Below are 18,050 nucleotides of genomic sequence, written 5' to 3'. Positions count from 1 at the left end.
CGCATGACGATCAAGGCACGCAGGGCGCTCGTCGCCGTCGCGGCGGTGGCCGGGGTGGGCATCACCTCCGGCTGCGGTCTCACCGTCGAGGATCTACCGCTGCCCAAGCCGGGGCAGGCGGGTGAGACCTACACCGTGCAGGCCGTGTTCGAGAACGCGCTGAACCTGCCCGACCAGGCGAAGGTGAAGATCGGCGGTTCGGATGTCGGTGTCGTCACCGACATCAAGACCAAGAACTTCCAGGCGGTCGTCGACCTGAGCATTCGGAGCGATATCGAGCTGCCCAAGGGCAGCACCGCCGAGCTGCGCCAGGCCACTCCGCTCGGTGACGTGTTCGTCGCGCTGTCCAAGCCGAAGGTCGAACCGGGCGCGCCGATGATGCACGACGGCGACACCCTCACCCTCGAGCAGACCTCGGCGGGCGCCACCGTCGAACAGCTGCTCATCTCGGTGTCCATGCTGTTCAACGGCGGCGGCATCGCCTCGCTCACCAAGCTGACCTCGGAACTGGATTCCATCGTCGGCGGGCGCGGGGAGCAGGTCGCGCACCTGATCACCGAATTGACCGGTGTGGTCGGCAGTTTGAACGACAACACCGCCCGGGTCGACGCGGTGCTGAACCAGTTCGGCACGCTGGCGAACACGCTCGAATCGCGGCGCTCGGAGCTGGGTCAGGTGGCCGACACGCTGCCCCAGATGATCGGCGCCATCGCCGAGAACAACCGGGCCATCGGCGAACTGCTGACCAAGGTGTCGGTCGCCAGCGCCGCGCTCGGCGATTACGCCGACACCACCGGCGATCAGCTGGGTGACCTGCTGGTCAATACGCAGGCGCTGATGGACGCGCTCTCGCGAACGGGCGACGACTTCGGCCTCCTGATGGATCGTCTGCACGAGATCCGCCCCAAGGTGGACGCCACCTTCCGCGGCCGCAGCTTCGCCGTCTACGCGACCGCGACCAACCTCGATCTCAGCGCGCTGACCGACCCGCAGCACGGCAGGCTCCCGAATCTGGAGGACCTGCAGGACTTCGCGGGCAGCCTGATCCAGGTGCTGCAACTCGTGCAGCAGCGGGTGGAAGGAGGCCACCGATGAGCGCGCTGTCGAAGATCTGGTCGAACAAGCTGATCCTCTCGGCGATCGGCCTGGTGATCGTGCTGATCGTCGGCGCGTCGTACCTGCTGGTGAGCGTCATGCGGATCAACCCGCTGCGGTCGAGCTACACCGTGACGGTGAACCTGGACCGCTCCGGCGGCCTGCAGCCGGGCAACGACGTGACGCTGCGCGGTTACCGCGTCGGCAAGGTCACCTCCATCGAGCTGACCGATCGCGGGCAGGCCATCGCCGCACAGGCCGAGATCGACAGCCGGTACAAGATCCCGGTCGACACCGACGTGGCGGTGCAGGCCCTGTCCGCCGCCGGTGAGCAGTACATCGACTTCCGTCCCGGCACCGAGGACGGCCCGTTCCTCGCCGACGGCGCGGTGGTCCAGTTCGATCCGGAGACGGTCAAGACGCCGACCCCGGTGTGGTCGGTGCTGGACAACACCAGCGAGCTGATCGCGCAGGTCGATCCGGACAAGTTCAGCGTCATCCTCGCCGAGCTGGACATCGCGCTCAGCGGCGGCCCGGATCAGCTGCGCGGCCTGGTCAACGGCATCAGCCTGGCCACGTCGGGTCTGGATTCGCTGCTGCCGCAGACGACCAGCCTGATCACCAACCTGCGTACCATCGCCGACACCACGTCGCAGGCGCAGCCGGATCTCGCCACCCTCACCGCCAACTCCGGGGAGCTGTTCGCGCAGTTCAACGCGGCCAACGCGGAGCTGCAGAGCGTCCTCGACTCGGGCCCAGGGCAGCTGCAGAGCCTGGGTGCGGTGCTGGACAAGACGTCGGATCCGATCACCAGCCTCGCCACCAACTTCGTCGCCATCACCAAGGCCGCGCAGCTGCGCCTGCCCGCGCTGCGGGCGTTGTTCCCCTCGCTCGCCGTGGGCGTCGAGGCGCTCGGCATCCCGGCGCACGACGGCGAGTTCCACGCGATCATCGACATCTGGCCGCGGCCGTACTGCACGTACAACACCCCGCAGATCCGCAACGAGGTGGTGCAGGACGGCACCATCCCGAAATGGAACTACTGTGTGAACCCGCCGCCGGGCCAGCAGATCCGCGGTGCGGCGAACGCCCCGCGGCCCGACGTGCCGAACAACGGCGCCCAGATGCCGCCGGGTGTGGATCCGAACGAGCGGACCCTCCCCCCGGTGCGGTGAGTGTGCACCCGGGCCGGTGGCTGTGCCATCGGCCCGGCATACTCGCTGGTAGAACGCGTACGGTTCGCCCATGCGGACCGGCCAGCCGATACGGTGCGTGCGCGCGCCGGGAAAGTGCAGGATTTATCGATGTCCACCGACGACGCCGACACCAATAAAGACGCCGAGACCACGAAGAACGTCGAGCCCGCCGAGAAAAGCGCAGAAAGCGCCGCCGCGGCCGGGAAGAGCGACGCGGAGACGGCCAAGCTTGACCTGGGGAAGGCGGGCGAGAAGCAGAGCGAACCGAAGCCGAAGCCCGCTCCCGCGGCGGCCCAGGACCGGTCGAATCTGCTGCCGGTGATCGCGGCATTCGTGGCGGGCATCCTGCTCGTCGCGGCCGTCACCGCGGTGGTGGTCTTCTATCTCCAGGCCCAGAAGAAGTCGGACGAGCTCGCGGCGGTCAACGACGCCACGCGCGCGGCCTGCGATTTCGGTCGCGACGTCTCGGTCTACGACTACTCGAAGGACCTGGAGGGCTACTTCACGAAGGTCAAGGAGGGCTCCACCGGCGAGTTCCTGAAGGAATTCGACGACGCGACCAAGGCGCTCACCGACGCCATGGTGCAAGCACAGGTCAAGTCCTGGGCCGACGACGTGCAGTGCGGATACCAGGGCGGTGACACCAGCGAGGCCAAGGTGCTGGTGACGCTGACCCAGTTCCGCACCAATTTCACTCAGCAGCAGCCGGATCGGCAGTTCGTGGTGATCGTCGCGGATCTGCAGAACGAGGGCGGCAAGTGGAAGGTGAGCAAGCTCGACTCGCCGATGCTGAAGGGTGCGGGCACCGGCCTGCCCGGCGGCGCTCCCGCGCCCGGCCAGGCTCCGGCGCCGACCCAGCCGCAGCCCGGCAACTGATCGTTCGGAAAGTTCTCCGAAAGCGCCTCCGGCGGTGGGCCCAGTCACCACCGCCGGAGGTCTTTCGGGCGGTCCTGCTATGCGGTCGCGGAGCTGCTCAGAACAGGGTCAAGGTCTGAGGAGCCGCCGCGACCGCCTTCCCCGAGGCCCGCGGCCCGGTGGTCTTGTGTTGCGGTGCAGAGCTTTTCGACACGGTCTTCGGCGCGAGCGGAACCGTGCTCTCCGCCGCGGTGACAACGGCCGGTTCGGGCGCGTCGACCTCGGCGGCCGCCGAAGCCGCGGCCTTACGGGCCGCCTCGCCCGCGAGGGTGTCCGCCATCTCGTTGAAGTAGTTGCCGACATGGCCACGTACCCAACGGAATCGGACCGGACCCGGCCTGCTCGAGATGGCGCGGTCGATCTGTTTGATGATCTCCACGTTCTTGACGGCGCCACCGGACGAGGTCCGCCAGCCGTTCAGCCGCCAGCTCGAGATCCATTCCGACGCGCACTTGATCGCATAGAGCGAATCGCTTTCGATCAGAAGGGGTTCGGCGCCAGGGTGCGCGTCGACGGCCTCCAGGATCGCGCGTAGCTCGGCGATCTGATTCGTCCCCGTCGAGGCTCCCCCGCTGCGCGAAGTGCTCCCTTGATGATTGACCCAAGCCCAGCCGATAGCGCCGCCGGGATTTCGGAGGCAGGATCCGTCGGTGCTCACGATGATCATGGCTGGCACCCTACGCAATCCGACCGACAAGATCGGTACCGTGGAATTCCTCTATCTCCCTTCGCAATCGAGACTCGGTACGACGTAGCGCCGATCGCACGGCACTGTCGACCAAGCGTGCGCACATGCGGCCGAGGAAGCCGCGAGGTGCAGCGTACTCCGCTTCGGAAGTCAGCACCGACCGTCCATACCCGAGCGGGTCGAAGCGCAGCGTCAGGGTTCCCGACAACCGCCCACGCAGCGTATACCCGATCACCACGTTGCGGCGATATTCGGTGATCTCGCAGGAGATCGTGGGATGCCACGGGCCGAGCCTCGCCGCCGTGGCGAAGAGTGCGCCGAGACCTTGGTCCACCTCGCCGGTCGGTTCGAAGGAAGCGACGCCGAACATCCAGTCGGGTACGAACTGGTGGTTGTCTGTGTAGGTGAACGCTACTTCTACCGGAGCCCCGACGTCACTCGCGTACTTGATGTGGCCCATAGGCCCTCCCTGATCCACGGCTGCGGACAAAAGTACTACAACTCTCCTCTTTATTCGAGAGATTGCCGGCAATGTGGGTGAGAGGGCTTTCCAGATTCATGACCGGGCGGTTGCTTGGTGGAATCAGATCCGATCGACGATGTACTCCGCGATCGGCATGGCCGAAGTCGCCGCGGGCGACGGCGCGTTGAGGACGTGCACCGAGCGCGCGGTGCGTTCGATCATGAAGTCGTGCACCAGGGTGCCGTCGCGCAGCACGGCCTGGGCGCGGATGCCCGCAGGGCGCGGCCGCAGGTCGGCCGCGGTGAGTTCCGGGCAATAGCGGCGACATTCGGCCAGGTACCCGCGCTTGAACAGGGAATTGCGCAGTTCGCGCAGCCCCGTCCTGACGTGCGCGCGGGCCACCCGGTGCATGCCGGGAAACCCGACGATCTCTGTGGCGTCGCGCAGATCGACGCTGCCTTTGCGGTAGCCCTCGCGCGCTAGGCCGAGCACCGCGTTCGGGCCGACGGTGAGTTCGCCGTCGATGGTCGGGCTCAGGTGCACGCCGAGGAACGGCAGGTTCGGGTCGGGCACCGGATAGATCAGCGTCCGCACCAGTCCGGCGCGCTCCGGCGGCAGCTGGTAGTACTCGCCGCGGAACGGGACGATGCGAAAGTCGATCGGCAGGCCCGCCAGCCGCGCCATCCGATCGGCTTGCAGACCGGCGCAGGCCACGAGGGTGCGCGCCGTCCACGCGCCGGCCGGGCCGGAGACCGTCACCGCCGCATCGGTCTCCTCGATCGCGGTGATCTCGGCGCCGAGCACGATCTCACCGCCCGCCGCGCGCACCTGCTCGGCCAGCGCCGCGGTGATCTTCCGGTAGTCGACGATGCCGGTACCCGGCACGAACAGCGCGCCGACGCCGGTGATCCGCGGCTCGCGCCGGACCAGCTCGGCTGCGTCGAGCAGCTCGACCTGCACCCCGTTGGTGATCGAGCGCTCGTACAGCGCCAGCATCCGCTCGTACTCCGCGGCATCGGTGGCCACCAGCAGCTTTCCGCATACGTCGTACGGAATCCCTTGCGCCGCAGCGAAATCCTTCGTCCACTGCGCACCCCGCCTGCACAGCTCCGCCTTCAGGCTCCCCGGCTCGTAATAGATCCCGGAGTGAATCACCCCGCTGTTGTGCCCCGTCTGATGCACCCCCAGCCCCGCGGCCTTCTCCACCAATACCAGCCGAGCCCCCGGATACCGCTCCACCAGCCGCCGAGCCGTCGCCACCCCGACGATCCCGCCCCCGATCACGCAAAAGTCGTACACGCCCCGACAGTACTTCCCTGCCGCCGCGCTGCGCGCCACCTCCCAGGGGAGATCTCAGATGGTGGTGGTGGGGTGGGGGTCGTCGTGGCCGGTGGGGGCGTCCGGGGTGGAGGGGGTTGGGTGGCGCTGGAGTTGGATTGTGTGTTCGCCGAGGTTGGCGTCGGAGAAGACGAGGGAGAGCTCGCCGGTGCGGGTGTCGAATTCGGTGCGGAGCTGGGTGATTCCGGCCGGGTCGAGGTGGATGCCGAGGTGGTCGCGCACGGGTTCGGACAGCACGAGGCCGGTGAGCGCCGAGAAGGCGTTGGTGTCGACGGTGAACGCGACGGTGTTGGTGCGGACCGGGGCGACCTGCGCGCCGACATAGGCGGTGCCGAGGCCCAATCGACCGCCGAGCCCGGCGGGTCGCGACAGAGCGGCGGCCGGATCAGATTGCGGCACAGCCGTTCTGGCGGGGAACACGGCGGCTTGGTAGATCGGCGACAGCGCGTGAGTCTCGCTGTTCAGCACGGTGACGGCGGTCCGGGGGCCGGGGTGCGGCGTGAAGGGTTCGACGACGGGTGCGGGCGACAGCGGTGCGGCCTGCACCGTGCCCGCGCGCTGGGGATCGGCCATCTGGTTCACGATGTACGCGCCGGCAACGAAAGTCAGGCTGAGACTGGCCGCGCCGGCCAACACGATCGCGGTATGACGCACGATCTGAGCAGGATTGTGTGCCGTCACGATGCGTTCCTTTCCCTCCGCCCCGACTCCCCTCGCGTCGTCGGCCCGCATCGTTGAAAGCCGAACGCATGTCCAGGTTACGACGCCGCCCGATCGGGCACCGCATCCGTGCGAGCAGGATCACAATAGACCGGGCTACGGATGTTTCCGCCGGTTGAAGAGCGGGTAAAAAGCGGATAGCTGGCGAGCGTCATTCTCGACTGCCACTCTTAGACACCCGGCCAACGTCGTCCGGCCGTCGACGCGAACGGCGCACCCAAGTCTGGCGCTCGCCCGCTCCCGAGTTTTTCGAATCGGGTCGGGTGAAGCCCGGTCGGACGTTGTCCGGCCGGGCTGCTCGCCGTTCGGGGGGATCGGCTCAGGCGAACTGTCCCGCCGCCCGTCCCTCCCCGGTCGGTCCGGCGAAGGCCTGGGCGATCGTCAACCACTCCTCCGCATCCGCGCCGATGGCACGCACCGCCAGGTCATCGAGGTGGCGGCGCTGGGTGACCAGCAGGCAGAAGTCCAGCGCGGGTCCGGTCACCCGCTGCGCGGCGTCCTCCGGCCCCCAGGTCCAGACCGTGCCGTCGGGCGCGGTGAGCTCGACACGGAATTCCTCGGCGGGCGCCGCCTTGCCGCGCACCGAGTAGGCGAAGTTCCTGGTCCGCACGCCGAGGTGGGCGACGCTGCGCAGCCGAGCGGTCGGCTCGCGAGTCACGCCGAGCGCGTCGGCCACATCCTGTCCGTGCGCCCAGGTCTCCATGAGCCGGGCGGTGATCATCGAGGCGGGACTCATGGGCGGGCCGAACCAGGGCAGCTTGGTGCCCGCCGGCGCCGCGCGTAGCGCCTCGACCAGCGTCTTGCGCCCGGCGCGCCAGCGCTCGAGCAGGTCGGCGGGCGGCGCGGCGGCGGCTTCCTCGGCCGCCTCGTCGACGAAGGTCAGCGCCCTCGGCGCGGCCGCTGCGACCTGCTTCGCGAACTCCTCGGCGTCCGACGCCGAGACGGTGGCGATCTCGTCGGTCCAGGTCAGGTGTCCGATCTGGTGGGCGATGCTCCAGCCGGGGGCGGGCGTCGGCCGCGCCCAGTCCTGCGGGGCCAGCGGGGCGACCAGTGATTCCAGGTCCGCGCATTCGCCGGCGAAATCGCCGAGCAGCGCTTCGAGGTCAGCCATGAGTTCCCTTGCCGATCGCGGGCACACCGCCGCGTGTGCCAGGTGGGACCCAGCATCGCAGCGCCGCCGAAAAAATGCAAGCATGCGTGCTTGTATTTATCGGCGCCCCGTCACCACCCGAAAAGCACCAGGTGGGCCGCGCCGACGACCAACCCGAGCAGCGCGCCGTGCAGGTACAGCAGCCAGGCGTCCTGCTCCACCGAGGCGTAGAACATCTCCATGAACTCGCCCGGGCTCAGCTGCTGGAGCTTGCGCGCGGCGAACTCGTCGATCTTCTTCGCCTGCTCGCGCGCGAACTCCTCGTCCTCGACCATGCTCGGCGCCAACCCCACCGCGGCCCCGGCCGCGCCGACCGTCAGGTTGTCGAACTGCCGCTTGCCGAACGCGGCGCGCACCATCGAATGCGTCGGCCCGAGCTGACGGTGGATCTCCTCGGAGATCAGGCGCTCGATCAGCTGCCGTGTCTTGTCGCCGTTCGGTCCCTCCAGCAGTTCCGCGGAGAGGTTGGGCAGCGTGAGCACCTGGTAGGCCAGGATGCGCGCGAGGTCGGTGGCGGCTTGCGACTGACGCTTGGCCAGCAGCGCCTGGCGCCACAGGTACTTGTAGCGCGGCTGCGGCTCGCCGGGCTCGAAGACCATCTTCACCGCGATGACGTTCACGATCACGCCGATCGCGGCCGCGCTGAGCAGGACGATCACCCAGGCGGGCACCCAGCCGAGCACCGGAATGCGGTCGTGCACATGCAGATACAGCGCCATCAGCAGGCCGAACGGCGCACCGAGCAGGCCGACGCGGACCATGAACTTCAGCTCGGGGGCCGCGATCGTGGTGGTGAGATCCTTCAGGATGTAAGGGTTCTCGCGCAGGTAGCGGATGACGAAGCTCTTGATGTCGATGAGCTGATCGATGTTGTCGCCGAGCGAGTCGAAGCCTCGGCGGCACAGTTTCGGCAGCTGCCGGTCGACCCGCTGGTAGATGACCTGTCTCATCTGCCGAGGCACCGAGCGCCACAGGTCCGGGTTCTCCCGGTACATCACCTCGTCCACGAGCGGCCGCACCTGCGTGCGTGCCAGCTCGGCGATGTAGTCGGCGATGCCGTCGAGGTCGATTTCGTGAATGAAGTCCCTGGGACTGCCGATCCGCATCAGCGCCTTGTCGACACAGATGCTGGCCATCTTCTCCGCCCGCGCCGGGATGAAGCCCTGGAAGCCGAGCCTGCGCCCGTCCTCGGAGAAGGTCGGCAGCACCTGCACCCGTCGCGGCAGGTACGGGTACAGCACCTGCAGCCCCGGCACCCGGAATCCGCGGAACTGTACCGGCCAGAAGAGCATCAGCACGCCGGTCCAGTTGGTCAGCCAGCCCGCGAGGGCGCTGAAGATCGGGAAAGTGACCAGGTCGACCACGAACTTCGTCTGGCCGGTGAGCTCTTCCCAGTCGATGAACACCCCGGATGCGAGAGTGTTCATCCTGCGTTCCCCTTAGTGCCGTGAGCTGTAGAGGCACCCACATTCTCATTGCGCTCGCGAGGGTGTCAACGCGAGAGCGGGCACTGTCACAGACGGCCACGGCCTTCGATCGTGCCTTCGCCCTGAGCGAACGTCCGGAAAGGGTGGAACAAACCCGGAATGGGTGGGGTTGAGTAGGCATCGCTCAACTTTTGGAAGGGTCGAACACGTGACTACACCTCAGAATCTGCCGGTGCTGTTCCTGACCGATCCGATCGTGCTGCCGGGCATGGTCGTGCCCATCGAACTGGACGAATCGGCGCAGGCCGCGATCGACGCCGCGCGCGCCGGGAAGAAAGAGGCGGTCCTGCTCGCGCCGCGACTGACCGAGGGCTACGCCACTTACGGCGTCGTCGCGACCATCGAACAGGTCGGCCGGATGCGTGGTGGAGCGCCCGCGGCGGTACTGAAGGCGGAGCGCCGAGCCAAGATCGGTCACGGCGTCACCGGACCGGGCGCCGCGCTGTGGGTCGAGGCCGAGCCGGTCGAGACTCCTACCCCGGACGGCCGCACCAAGGAGCTGGCCGCCGAGTACAAGAAGCTGGTCGTCTCGGTGTTGCAGCGCCGCGAGGCGTGGCAGATCATCGACGCGGTCAACCAGCTGACCGACCCGTCGGCGATCGCCGACACCGCGGGCTACGCGCCGTACCTGTCCGCGGACCAGAAGCGCGAACTGCTCGAGACTCCCGACACGGTGCAACGATTGACCCGACTGATCGAGTGGACCAAGGCGCACATCGCCGAGGCCGAGGTCACCGAGAAGATCAGTGACGAGGTCCGCGAGAACGTGGAGAAGACCCAGCGCGAATTCCTGCTTCGCCAGCAGCTCAACGCCATTCGCAAGGAACTCGGCGAGGACGAGCCCGATGGCGCCGACGACTACCGCACCCGCGTGGAGCAGGCCGACCTGCCCGAGTCCGTCCGCGAGGCGGCGCTGCGCGAGGTCGGCAGGCTGGAGCGGGCCAGCGATCAGAGCCCGGAATCCGGGTGGATCCGGACCTGGCTGGACACCGTGCTCGAGCTGCCGTGGAACGAGAAGACCACCGACTCCACCGATGTCGCGGCCGCCCGCGCGGTGCTGGACGCCGACCACCACGGCTTGGACGAGGTCAAGGACCGCATGGTCGAGTACCTGGCGGTCCGGGCCCGGCGCGCTCAGCGCGGGCTGGAGGTCGTCGGCGGACGCGGGTCCGGTGCGGTGCTGGTGCTGGTCGGTCCGCCCGGCGTCGGGAAGACCTCGCTGGGTGAGTCCGTGGCACGGGCGTTGGGGCGCAAGTTCGTTCGGGTCGCCTTGGGCGGCGTACGCGACGAGGCCGAGATCCGCGGGCACCGCCGCACCTACGTCGGCGCGCTGCCCGGCCGCATCGTGCGCGCCATGAAGGAGGCGGGCTCGATGAACCCGGTCGTGCTGCTCGACGAGATCGACAAGGTCGGCTCCGACTTCCGCGGCGACCCGGCGGCGGCCCTGCTCGAGGTGCTGGATCCGGCGCAGAACCACACGTTCCGCGATCACTACCTGGATCTGGATCTCGACCTGTCCGACGTGCTGTTCATCGCGACGGCCAATGTCATGGAGACCATCCCCGGCCCGCTGCTGGACCGCATGGAACTGATCACCGTGGACGGCTACACCGAGGCCGACAAGGTCGCCATCGCCCGCGACTTCCTGGTGCCGAGGCAGCTGGAACGCAACGCGCTGACCGCCGACGAGGTGACCATCACCGAGGAGGCGCTGCGCGAGATCGCGGCGAACTACACCAGGGAAGCCGGCGTGCGGCAGATGGAGCGCCTGATCGCGAAGGCGTTGCGCAAGGCGGCGACTCGGCTCTCGGAGGGTGAAATCGGTTCCGGCGCTGCGGTGTCCGACATCGGTCTCGGCTACGACCCGGAGCTCGGCTACGACGTGCCCGAAACCGCCTCGCCGACAATCTCTTCCGGCCGCCTGACCGTCGGTCTCGGCGACCTGAAGGATTACCTCGGCCGTCCCCGCTTCACCCCGGACTCGGTGGAGCGCACCGCGGTCCCCGGTGTGGCGACCGGCTTGGCCGTGACCGGCGCAGGCGGCGATGTCCTCTACATCGAGGCCAACGCCGCCGAGGGCGAGCGCTCGCTGACTCTGACCGGCCAGCTGGGCGACGTCATGAAGGAATCGGCGCAGATCGCGCTGACCTACGTGCGCTCGCACCTGGAGGAAATCGGCATCGAACCGTCGGTGCTGGACCGCAATATCCACATCCACTTCCCGGCGGGCGCGGTGCCCAAGGACGGTCCGTCCGCGGGCGTCACCATGGTCACCGCCTTGGTGTCGCTGGCGCTCGGCCGCCAGGTGCGCTCGGATGTCGGCATGACCGGTGAGGTCACCCTGAACGGGCGGGTCCTGCCGATCGGCGGCGTCAAGCAGAAGCTGCTCGCCGCCCAGCGCGCCGGACTGAAGACCGTGTTCATTCCCGCTCGCAACGAGCCGGACCTGGACGAGGTCCCCGCCGAAGTGCTTGCGGCGCTGGATGTGCGCCCGGTCGCCGACGTGGCGGAGATCTTGGCCTACGCCATCGAGCCGGTGGTGGAGGAGACGCTGAAGCGACCGGCGTTCGCCGCTACTGCGTGAGTTCGGTTTCGGGGCCGGGTGCGGGAAACCGTGCCCGGCCCCTTCGTTTTCGGTGGTGATCGCCGATCACGAGCCCCCGAGCTCACGCTCGACACTGCGCGTTGTCCCCTGCGCCACCGCGCACAGCACCGACTCCCCCGTCTCCGACTCCGCGTAGATCTCGCACCGCACCACCGCCTGCCGCCGCGTGGACCCCGTCACCGCCGCCTCCGCGCGCAACCGAACTCCGGCGGCCGGGCGCAGATAGGTGATGGTGAACCCGCCGGTCAGCACGTTCGCGCCGAGCACCGTGCCGGCCGCGAAGGTGAGGGCGTTGTCGGCGGCGTAGGCGAGCACCCCACCGTGCACGAAGCCGAACTGCTGGCCCAGCTCCGGTCGGATCGGGATGACGAGAGTGGCCGCGCCGTCGCCGAATCGGGTGAGCTCGGTGCCGACCAGCACCGCGAAAGGTTGCGCGGCCAGTACCTGTTGGGCCTGGTGGAAATCGAGTGCCGATGTGCCGACGGTCATTGCCGCTCCATTCTTTTCGGTATCGATCCGGCGTCGAGGGCCAGCCAGGCCGCCTCGGCCAGTTCCGCGCCGACCTCCGTCGGCGCGGTGCGGATGTCACCGCCCAGCCACTGCCGCGAATACTCCTGCGCGGGGCCGAGCCACAGTGCGTAGACGAGATCCAGATCCAGCGAACGCACCGCGCCGTACGCCGCGTGGGTGCGGTACCAGCGGGCGATGTCGATCATGAAGGTGCGGTTGCTTTCGCTCTCGCGGACGCCGGGCGGCCGGGCCGAGGTGAGAACCTTTGCCCGGTGCTGGTTTTCGGTCACCCAGCGCAGGTGTTCCCGCACTCCCCCGGTAATGCCCTCGCGCGCGTCGGTGCTCTGACCGACCACCACCCAGAAGTGCTGTTGGTAGTCGGTCAGCGCGTGCGCCCACACCTGCCGGTACAGATCCGCCTTGTCCGGAAAGTGGTGGTAGAGCGCGCCGACGCTCGCGCCCGCCGCCTCGCGGATCTGCGCGAGCGTCGCGTCCAGCACCCCTTGGTCGGCGAACTGGCGCTCGGCCGCCAGCAGCAACCGATCTCGGATCTTCATATCCAGAATTTAGTTCTGTTTTTCCGACGGCGCAACGATGAGCAGGTTCACCTGATCGCGCCTGGTTGTCATACCCGTGCGGTATGACGGAGAGGTGGCCAGGTGGCTGTTGCACGTCGATCTCGACCAGTTCCAGGCGGCGGTGGAGTTCCGTCGCCACCCGGAACTGCGCGGCAAGCCGGTCATCGTCGGCGGCCACGGCGACCCGAACGAACCGCGCAAGGTGGTGACCTGCGCGTCGTACCCCGCCCGCGCCTACGGCGTCCGCGCGGGCATGGCGCTGCGCAGCGCACTGCGGAAATGCCCGGAGGGCGTCTTCCTGCCGCTCGACATGGCCGCCTACGAAGAAGCCTCCGAGGAGGTCATGGCGCTGCTGCGCACCTTCCCCGGCCGGATCGAGGTGTGGGGCTGGGACGAGGCGTTCCTGGCCGCCGACACCGACGATCCCGAACTGCTCGCCCGCGAAATCCGGGGCGCCATCGCGGAATTGGACCTGAGCTGCTCGATCGGCATCGGCGACAACAAGCTCACCGCCAAGCTCGCGACCGGTTTCGCCAAGTCGGCGGGCAAATCCTCCGATGCGCCCGGCGCCGGCGCGGCGGCGGGCATGTTCCGGCTGACGGCCGCCAACTGGACCGAGGTGATGGCGCACCGCCCCACCGACGCGCTGTGGGGCATCGGCAGCCGCATCGCCGCTCGCCTCGCCGAACTCGACATCCACACCGTCGCCGACCTGATGGCAGCCGACCGGCACCGGCTCGCCGACGCGTTCGGCCCCACGACGGGCCCCTACCTCTGGGTGCTCGGCCACGGCAAGGGCGACACCGAAGTGACAACCGAACCGCGAATCCCGGTGGGCCGCAGCAAATCCGAGACTTTCCCACACGATCTCACCGACCCCGCCGAGATCCGCGCGCAGGTGGCGCGGATCGCCACCGAGGTCGCCGAGGAAATGGCCGAGGCAGGCCGGATCAGCATCCGCGTCTCCGTCACCGTGCGGACCAAGACCTTCTACACGCGCAGCAAACAGGCCAAACTCCCGGAGCCGACCGCCGACGTCGCCACCCTCACCGAGACGGCCCTCCGCATCATCGACCGCTTCGATCTCGACCGTCCGGTGCGCCTGCTCGGCGTGCGGTTGGAGTTCGTGCCGGAGGAGTAGTCGCAGCCGTCTGAAGCAACTCTTTCTCACACCGAGCGCACGCGGGTCGACGTGCGGCGCAGTGCCGGAGCGCCGCGAGCGGGCACCGATCCTCGTATGCTCGACCGCATGGAGTTCTGGGCGATGGTGGCACACGAATCGGACAGCGGGATCGTGTTGACGCGGCAGCAGGTCGACGAGGAATTCCTCGGCCAGGGCACCGTCACGATCAAGGTGCATTACTCGAGCGCCAACTTCAAGGACGGACTCGCCATCACGCCGGGCGGCGGTGTGGTCCGCAACTATCCGATCGTGCCCGGCATCGATATCACCGGCGAGGTCGTCGCCTCCGAGTCCGACGATTTCGCGCCGGGTGATCAGGTCGTCGCGCACGGCTACGGGATCGGCGTCTCACACCACGGCGGCTTCGCCGAATACGCCAAGGTGCCGGACGAGTGGGTGGTGAAGCTGGACGAGCTGAACACCCGCGACGCCGCGGCCCTGGGCACCGCCGGTTTCACCGCGGCGATGAGCGTGCAGGCCCTGCTCGACCGCGGTCTCACCCCCGACGACGGCGCGATCCTGGTGACCGGTGCGACCGGCGGTGTCGGCACCGTGGCCGTGGACATCCTGTCCGGCCTCGGCTTCGAGGTCATCGCGTCCACGGGCAAGAAAGACGCGGGCGATCTGCTCTCCGAACTCGGGGCCAACGAGGTGATCGGCCGCCTGCCGGAGGATCCCGAGGCGAAGCTGCGCCCGCTGGCCAAGGCGCAATGGGCGGGCGCGGTCGACAGCGTCGGCGGCAAATCGCTGGCCTACGTGCTCAGCTGCATCGGCTACGGCGGCGCGGTCGCGGCGAGCGGCCTCACCGGCGGCCACGACCTGCCCACCACGGTCATGCCGTTCATCCTGCGCGGCGTCGCGCTGCTCGGCGTCGACTCGGTCAACATGCCGATCGAGAAGCGCCGCGGACTCTGGTCGCGTCTGGGCAACGAGCTTCGCCCCCAGCATCTTTCGACCCTGGAAAGCTACGCCCCGATCACCGAGGCGGCGGCCGTGCTCGCCGACATCAAGAGCGGAAAGCACTCCGGCCGTACGGTCCTGGGCGTCGCGGGCGAATTCTGAGCTGAACAGCCGAAAGGCCGCGTCGAGGACACCCCGACGCGGCCCAGCACCGCGCTATGTCGAGTGCAGCGTGAATTCGACGGTGTACCGGACGTTTCCGGGCGCGGTCGTGTGTCCGTTCGCTGCGGTGAAGTTGCAGTTCGCGACCAGGCGATACGTCGTGTCGAGACGAAGGTCGGTGACGACCGAATGCCACCAGTAGTCGGCGGGAATGCCGGCGTGCGAGTCGCTGTACCCGCGTTTGCCTTCGACGATGGCTCCGCATGTCATCGGTCCTTGCACGATCGCCTGCACCGAGGGTGAGAGCCGCAGCGACCAGATCAGCCTGTTTCCGCCGTCGGCGTTTTGGCTGGCGTAGATCACGTCGCCGGTGAAACTGCCGTGCTCTCCGTCGTAGCGGTAGCGAGTGTCATGCGGGTGATAGTGGTACTCACCGGCAGGTTGCCCGGTTGCCTTGGGTGCCAAGGCGAGCAGAACCGTGAGGATCGCCGCGAGCGCGGCAGTGACAGTGACTACGAGGCGTGCCTGCGCACGGATACCGCCCTGCATTCGTATTCCCCCTGCGGAACGTCTTCGATTTCGACGTCGACCCGGTCACCCTCTCGCAGGGCGTGTATGTCCCCCTCCACGACACTGGACAAGTGAAACCACGCGGGCGGACCGTCCGGTCGAACCAACACGCCGGTGCCGTTGCGGATGTTCCAGCGATACACCGTGGCTTGCTCCACGTCACTGTCCCTTCCGCGCTCCGACGATTCGATCAGGTCAATGATTGCTCATGCAGGTCTCACGCGCACTGCATTTGGTTGGCGTTTCGGTGCGAGGTGCATCGGGACAAGGCCGCGTCGACGTTGCGCGACGCGGCCTTTCGCGCAATTCGCTCACGCCGCGATGGTGACCGGCTCGTCCGCGAACTGGGTGCGGTACAACTCGGCGTAGCGCCCTTCGGCGGCCAGGAGCTGGGTGTGGGTGCCGCGTTCCACGACGCGGCCGTCCTCCAGCACCAGGATCTGGTCGGCGGCGCGGATCGTGGACAGGCGGTGCGCGATGACCAGTGCGGTGCGGCCCTCCAGCGCTTCCGAAAGCGCTTCCTGCACGGCGGCTTCCGAGGTCGAGTCCAGCGACGCGGTCGCCTCGTCCAGGATCACCACGCGCGGCTGCTTGAGCAGCAGCCTGGCGATGGTGAGCCGCTGGCGTTCCCCGCCGGAGAGGCGGTAACCGCGCTCGCCGACCACGGTGTCCAGGCCGTCCGGCAGCCCGGCGATCAGATCGTGCAGGCGGGCCCGCCGCAGCGCGTCCCACAGCTCGGCCTCGGTCGCCTCCGGGCGGGCCAGCAGCAGGTTCGCCCGGATCGTGTCGTGGAACAGGTGCCCGTCCTGGGTGACCAGGCCGACCGTCTCGTGCAGCGAGCGCGCGCCGATCTGCCGCACGTCGGCGCCGTTCAGTCGCACCGCCCCGCCGTCCACGTCGTACAGGCGCGAAACCAGCTGGGCGATGGTCGATTTGCCTGCTCCGGAGGAGCCGACCAACGCGACCAGCTGCCCGGGTTCGGCGCGCAGCGACACATTGTGCAGCACGTCCACCCCGCCCCTGGTGTCCAGCGTCGCGACCTCTTCCAGCGACGCCAGCGACACCTTGTCCGCCGACGGGTACGCGAAGGTCACATCGTCCAGTTCCACCGCGACCGGGCCGTCCGGGACCGCGATCGCGTCGGGCGCGTCCTCGATCAGCGGGCGCAGATCCAGCACCTCGAAGACGCGCTCGAAGCTCACCAGCGCGGACATGATCTCCATCCGGGCGCTGGCCAGCGCCGTCAGCGGCGTGTACAGCCTGGTCAGCAGCAGCGAGAGCGCGACGACCGCGCCCGCGTCCAGCTGCCCGCGCAGCGCGTACCAGCCGCCGAGTCCGTAGACCAGCGCGACCGCGAGGGCCGAGACCAGCGTCAGCGAGGTGACGAACACCGTTTGCAGCATCGCGGTGCGCACACCGATGTCGCGCACCCGCCGGGCCCGCAGCGCGAACTCGTCGGATTCCTGTTCGGGACGGCCGAACAGCTTCACCAGGGTGGCGCCCGGCGCGGAGAACCGCTCGGTCATCTGCGTGCTCATGGCCGCGTTCAGCCGCGCCGCCTCCCGCTGGAGTCCGGCGAGCCGGTTGCCCATCCGCCGCGCCGGGATCACGAACACCGGAAGCAGCACCAGCGCCAGCAGCGTGATCCGCCACGAGATGCCGAGCATCACGCCCAGCGTCAAGGCCAGCGTGACCAGGTTCGCGACGACGCCGGACAGCGTGTCGCTGAACGCGCGCTGCGCGCCGATCACGTCGTTGTTCAGCCGGCTCACCAGTGCGCCGGTCCTGGTCCTGGTGAAGAACGCGATCGGCATCCGCTGCACGTGGTCGAACACCGCGCTGCGCAGATCGAGGATCAGGCCCTCACCGATCCGCGACGACAGCCAGCGGATGCCGAGCCCGAGCGCAGAGTCGAGCACCGCGAGCACGCCGATAACTGCCGCGACCGTCGCCACCACGCGTGGCGCGGCTCCGCCGACGATGTCGTTCACCACACGACCCGCCAGCACCGGCGTCGCCACCGCGAGCAGCGCGGAGATCACGCTGAACGCCAGGAACACCCCGATCCGCCGCCGATGTGGCGCGGCGAATCGGAGAATCCGCTTCGCGGTGGCGAGACTGAACGGACGCTGCTCGTCGGGCGCGTTCATCCGCCGATACATCTGGCTCCACGCCACCGATTCGATACTCACGATCGCTCCCTCTCGACCCCCGCCATCCAACTGCTGGCCACCGACATTAGGACCTCAACAAAGGTTGAGGGCAAGTCGATTCCCGCGTCGCCGCGAATTCCGCGTTCGGAGAACGAACCGCCACCGGCCGGGCGGCTTCCCGAGGCGCGCGCGGTCGGCCGAGCTCGCCCCGCACCACAGCGGGAGTTGTCGGGCGAGTCCCGTTTCGACCCGCGAACGGCCGGAGCGAGGGCGGGAGGTCCGCACAGGAGGCGCTGCCGGGCGAAGTCCTGCCCCTGGCCTGCGCGTGGCCGGAGCG

Annotated in this window: 16 protein-coding genes; 6 read left to right on the top strand and 10 right to left on the bottom strand. The window is 68.5% G+C overall.

Going from position 1 to position 18,050, the window contains the following annotated elements:
- The first annotated feature begins 3 nt into the window (after positions 1 to 3).
- From AC3ERS_RS29625 to AC3ERS_RS29615, 3 genes are all read left to right on the top strand, one after another.
- Positions 4 to 1,095, top strand: coding sequence for an MCE family protein (locus tag AC3ERS_RS29625; protein WP_431971413.1), 1,092 nt, complete (start codon positions 4 to 6; stop codon positions 1,093 to 1,095).
- A complete protein-coding gene (locus tag AC3ERS_RS29620) occupies positions 1,092 to 2,270 on the top strand; it encodes an MlaD family protein (protein ID WP_431971412.1) in 1,179 nt (392 codons plus the stop codon). Before AC3ERS_RS29625 ends, AC3ERS_RS29620 begins: the two co-directional genes overlap by 4 nt.
- 129 nt (positions 2,271 to 2,399) lie before the next feature.
- Entirely contained in the window at positions 2,400 to 3,167 is a 768-nt protein-coding gene (locus tag AC3ERS_RS29615) for a hypothetical protein (RefSeq protein WP_431971411.1), read from the top strand.
- A gap of 97 nt (positions 3,168 to 3,264) precedes the next feature.
- Here AC3ERS_RS29615 and AC3ERS_RS29610 read toward each other — a convergent pair whose 3' ends face one another.
- The 6 genes from AC3ERS_RS29610 to AC3ERS_RS29585 form a co-directional block, all read right to left on the bottom strand.
- Complete coding sequence (locus AC3ERS_RS29610) at positions 3,265 to 3,873, bottom strand: ribonuclease H family protein (protein WP_431971410.1); 609 nt, start codon at positions 3,871 to 3,873, stop codon at positions 3,265 to 3,267.
- Between the two features lie 10 nt (positions 3,874 to 3,883).
- A complete protein-coding gene (locus AC3ERS_RS29605; RefSeq protein WP_431971409.1) occupies positions 3,884 to 4,384 on the bottom strand; it encodes an SRPBCC family protein in 501 nt (166 codons plus the stop codon).
- Between the two features lie 93 nt (positions 4,385 to 4,477).
- On the bottom strand, positions 4,478 to 5,656 hold the full coding sequence (gene lhgO / locus AC3ERS_RS29600) for an L-2-hydroxyglutarate oxidase (protein WP_431971408.1): 1,179 nt from the start codon (positions 5,654 to 5,656) through the stop codon (positions 4,478 to 4,480).
- 54 nt (positions 5,657 to 5,710) lie between these two features.
- A complete protein-coding gene (locus AC3ERS_RS29595; RefSeq protein ID WP_431971407.1) occupies positions 5,711 to 6,376 on the bottom strand; it encodes a hypothetical protein in 666 nt (221 codons plus the stop codon).
- A gap of 358 nt (positions 6,377 to 6,734) precedes the next feature.
- Complete coding sequence (locus AC3ERS_RS29590) at positions 6,735 to 7,526, bottom strand: TIGR03084 family metal-binding protein (RefSeq protein ID WP_431971406.1); 792 nt, start codon at positions 7,524 to 7,526, stop codon at positions 6,735 to 6,737.
- Positions 7,527 to 7,636: 110 nt separating this feature from the next.
- On the bottom strand, positions 7,637 to 8,992 hold the full coding sequence (locus AC3ERS_RS29585; protein ID WP_431971405.1) for a DUF445 domain-containing protein: 1,356 nt from the start codon (positions 8,990 to 8,992) through the stop codon (positions 7,637 to 7,639).
- 268 nt (positions 8,993 to 9,260) lie between these two features.
- On the opposite strand from AC3ERS_RS29585, the gene lon reads away from it, so the two are divergent.
- Positions 9,261 to 11,636 carry an endopeptidase La gene (gene lon, locus AC3ERS_RS29580; RefSeq protein WP_431971455.1) on the top strand — a complete coding sequence of 792 codons (2,376 nt, stop codon included), beginning with the start codon at positions 9,261 to 9,263 and terminating at the stop codon, positions 11,634 to 11,636.
- A 66-nt stretch (positions 11,637 to 11,702) separates the two neighbouring features.
- Here lon and AC3ERS_RS29575 read toward each other — a convergent pair whose 3' ends face one another.
- Both AC3ERS_RS29575 and AC3ERS_RS29570 read right to left on the bottom strand, forming a co-directional pair.
- A complete protein-coding gene (locus AC3ERS_RS29575) occupies positions 11,703 to 12,146 on the bottom strand; it encodes a PaaI family thioesterase (RefSeq protein WP_431971404.1) in 444 nt (147 codons plus the stop codon).
- Positions 12,143 to 12,724, bottom strand: coding sequence for a TetR/AcrR family transcriptional regulator (locus AC3ERS_RS29570; RefSeq protein ID WP_431971403.1), 582 nt, complete (start codon positions 12,722 to 12,724; stop codon positions 12,143 to 12,145). The genes AC3ERS_RS29575 and AC3ERS_RS29570 overlap by 4 nt, the downstream gene beginning before the upstream one ends.
- A 94-nt stretch (positions 12,725 to 12,818) precedes the next feature.
- Here AC3ERS_RS29570 and AC3ERS_RS29565 point away from each other — a divergent pair, with 94 nt between their 5' ends.
- Together AC3ERS_RS29565 and AC3ERS_RS29560 are read left to right on the top strand one after the other, a co-directional pair.
- A complete protein-coding gene (locus tag AC3ERS_RS29565; RefSeq protein WP_431971402.1) occupies positions 12,819 to 13,886 on the top strand; it encodes a DNA polymerase IV in 1,068 nt (355 codons plus the stop codon).
- 108 nt (positions 13,887 to 13,994) lie between these two features.
- A complete protein-coding gene (locus AC3ERS_RS29560) occupies positions 13,995 to 14,990 on the top strand; it encodes an oxidoreductase (protein ID WP_431971400.1) in 996 nt (331 codons plus the stop codon).
- A 54-nt stretch (positions 14,991 to 15,044) separates the two neighbouring features.
- On the opposite strand, the gene AC3ERS_RS29555 is transcribed toward AC3ERS_RS29560, so the two are convergent.
- Both AC3ERS_RS29555 and AC3ERS_RS29550 read right to left on the bottom strand, forming a co-directional pair.
- Entirely contained in the window at positions 15,045 to 15,539 is a 495-nt protein-coding gene (locus AC3ERS_RS29555; protein ID WP_431971398.1) for a hypothetical protein, read from the bottom strand.
- Between the two features lie 332 nt (positions 15,540 to 15,871).
- The gene (locus AC3ERS_RS29550; protein WP_431971397.1) at positions 15,872 to 17,752 is read right to left on the bottom strand and encodes an ABC transporter ATP-binding protein; all 1,881 of its coding nucleotides are present in this window, start codon (positions 17,750 to 17,752) and stop codon (positions 15,872 to 15,874) included.
- Between the last annotated feature and the right edge of the window lie 298 nt (positions 17,753 to 18,050).

It is taken from the genome of Nocardia sp. bgisy134 (assembly GCF_057708325.1).
The sequence above is the reverse complement of the archived record's forward strand: the minus strand, read 5'-3'. Positions and strand labels throughout refer to the sequence as shown.

Bases quoted from the DNA above. Each gene is read 5' to 3' on its own strand.
- AC3ERS_RS29625 (WP_431971413.1), top strand. From the start codon at position 4: ATGACGATCAAGGCACGCAGGGCGCTCGTCGCCGTCGCGGCGGTGGCC.
- AC3ERS_RS29620 (WP_431971412.1), top strand. From the start codon at position 1,092: ATGAGCGCGCTGTCGAAGATCTGGTCGAACAAGCTGATCCTCTCGGCG.
- AC3ERS_RS29615 (WP_431971411.1), top strand. From the start codon at position 2,400: ATGTCCACCGACGACGCCGACACCAATAAAGACGCCGAGACCACGAAG.
- AC3ERS_RS29610 (WP_431971410.1), bottom strand. From the start codon at position 3,873: ATGATCATCGTGAGCACCGACGGATCCTGCCTCCGAAATCCCGGCGGC.
- AC3ERS_RS29590 (WP_431971406.1), bottom strand. From the start codon at position 7,526: ATGGCTGACCTCGAAGCGCTGCTCGGCGATTTCGCCGGCGAATGCGCG.
- AC3ERS_RS29585 (WP_431971405.1), bottom strand. From the start codon at position 8,992: ATGAACACTCTCGCATCCGGGGTGTTCATCGACTGGGAAGAGCTCACC.
- lon (WP_431971455.1), top strand. From the start codon at position 9,261: ATGGTCGTGCCCATCGAACTGGACGAATCGGCGCAGGCCGCGATCGAC.
- AC3ERS_RS29575 (WP_431971404.1), bottom strand. From the start codon at position 12,146: ATGACCGTCGGCACATCGGCACTCGATTTCCACCAGGCCCAACAGGTA.
- AC3ERS_RS29570 (WP_431971403.1), bottom strand. From the start codon at position 12,724: ATGAAGATCCGAGATCGGTTGCTGCTGGCGGCCGAGCGCCAGTTCGCC.
- AC3ERS_RS29560 (WP_431971400.1), top strand. From the start codon at position 13,995: ATGGAGTTCTGGGCGATGGTGGCACACGAATCGGACAGCGGGATCGTG.
- AC3ERS_RS29555 (WP_431971398.1), bottom strand. From the start codon at position 15,539: ATGCAGGGCGGTATCCGTGCGCAGGCACGCCTCGTAGTCACTGTCACT.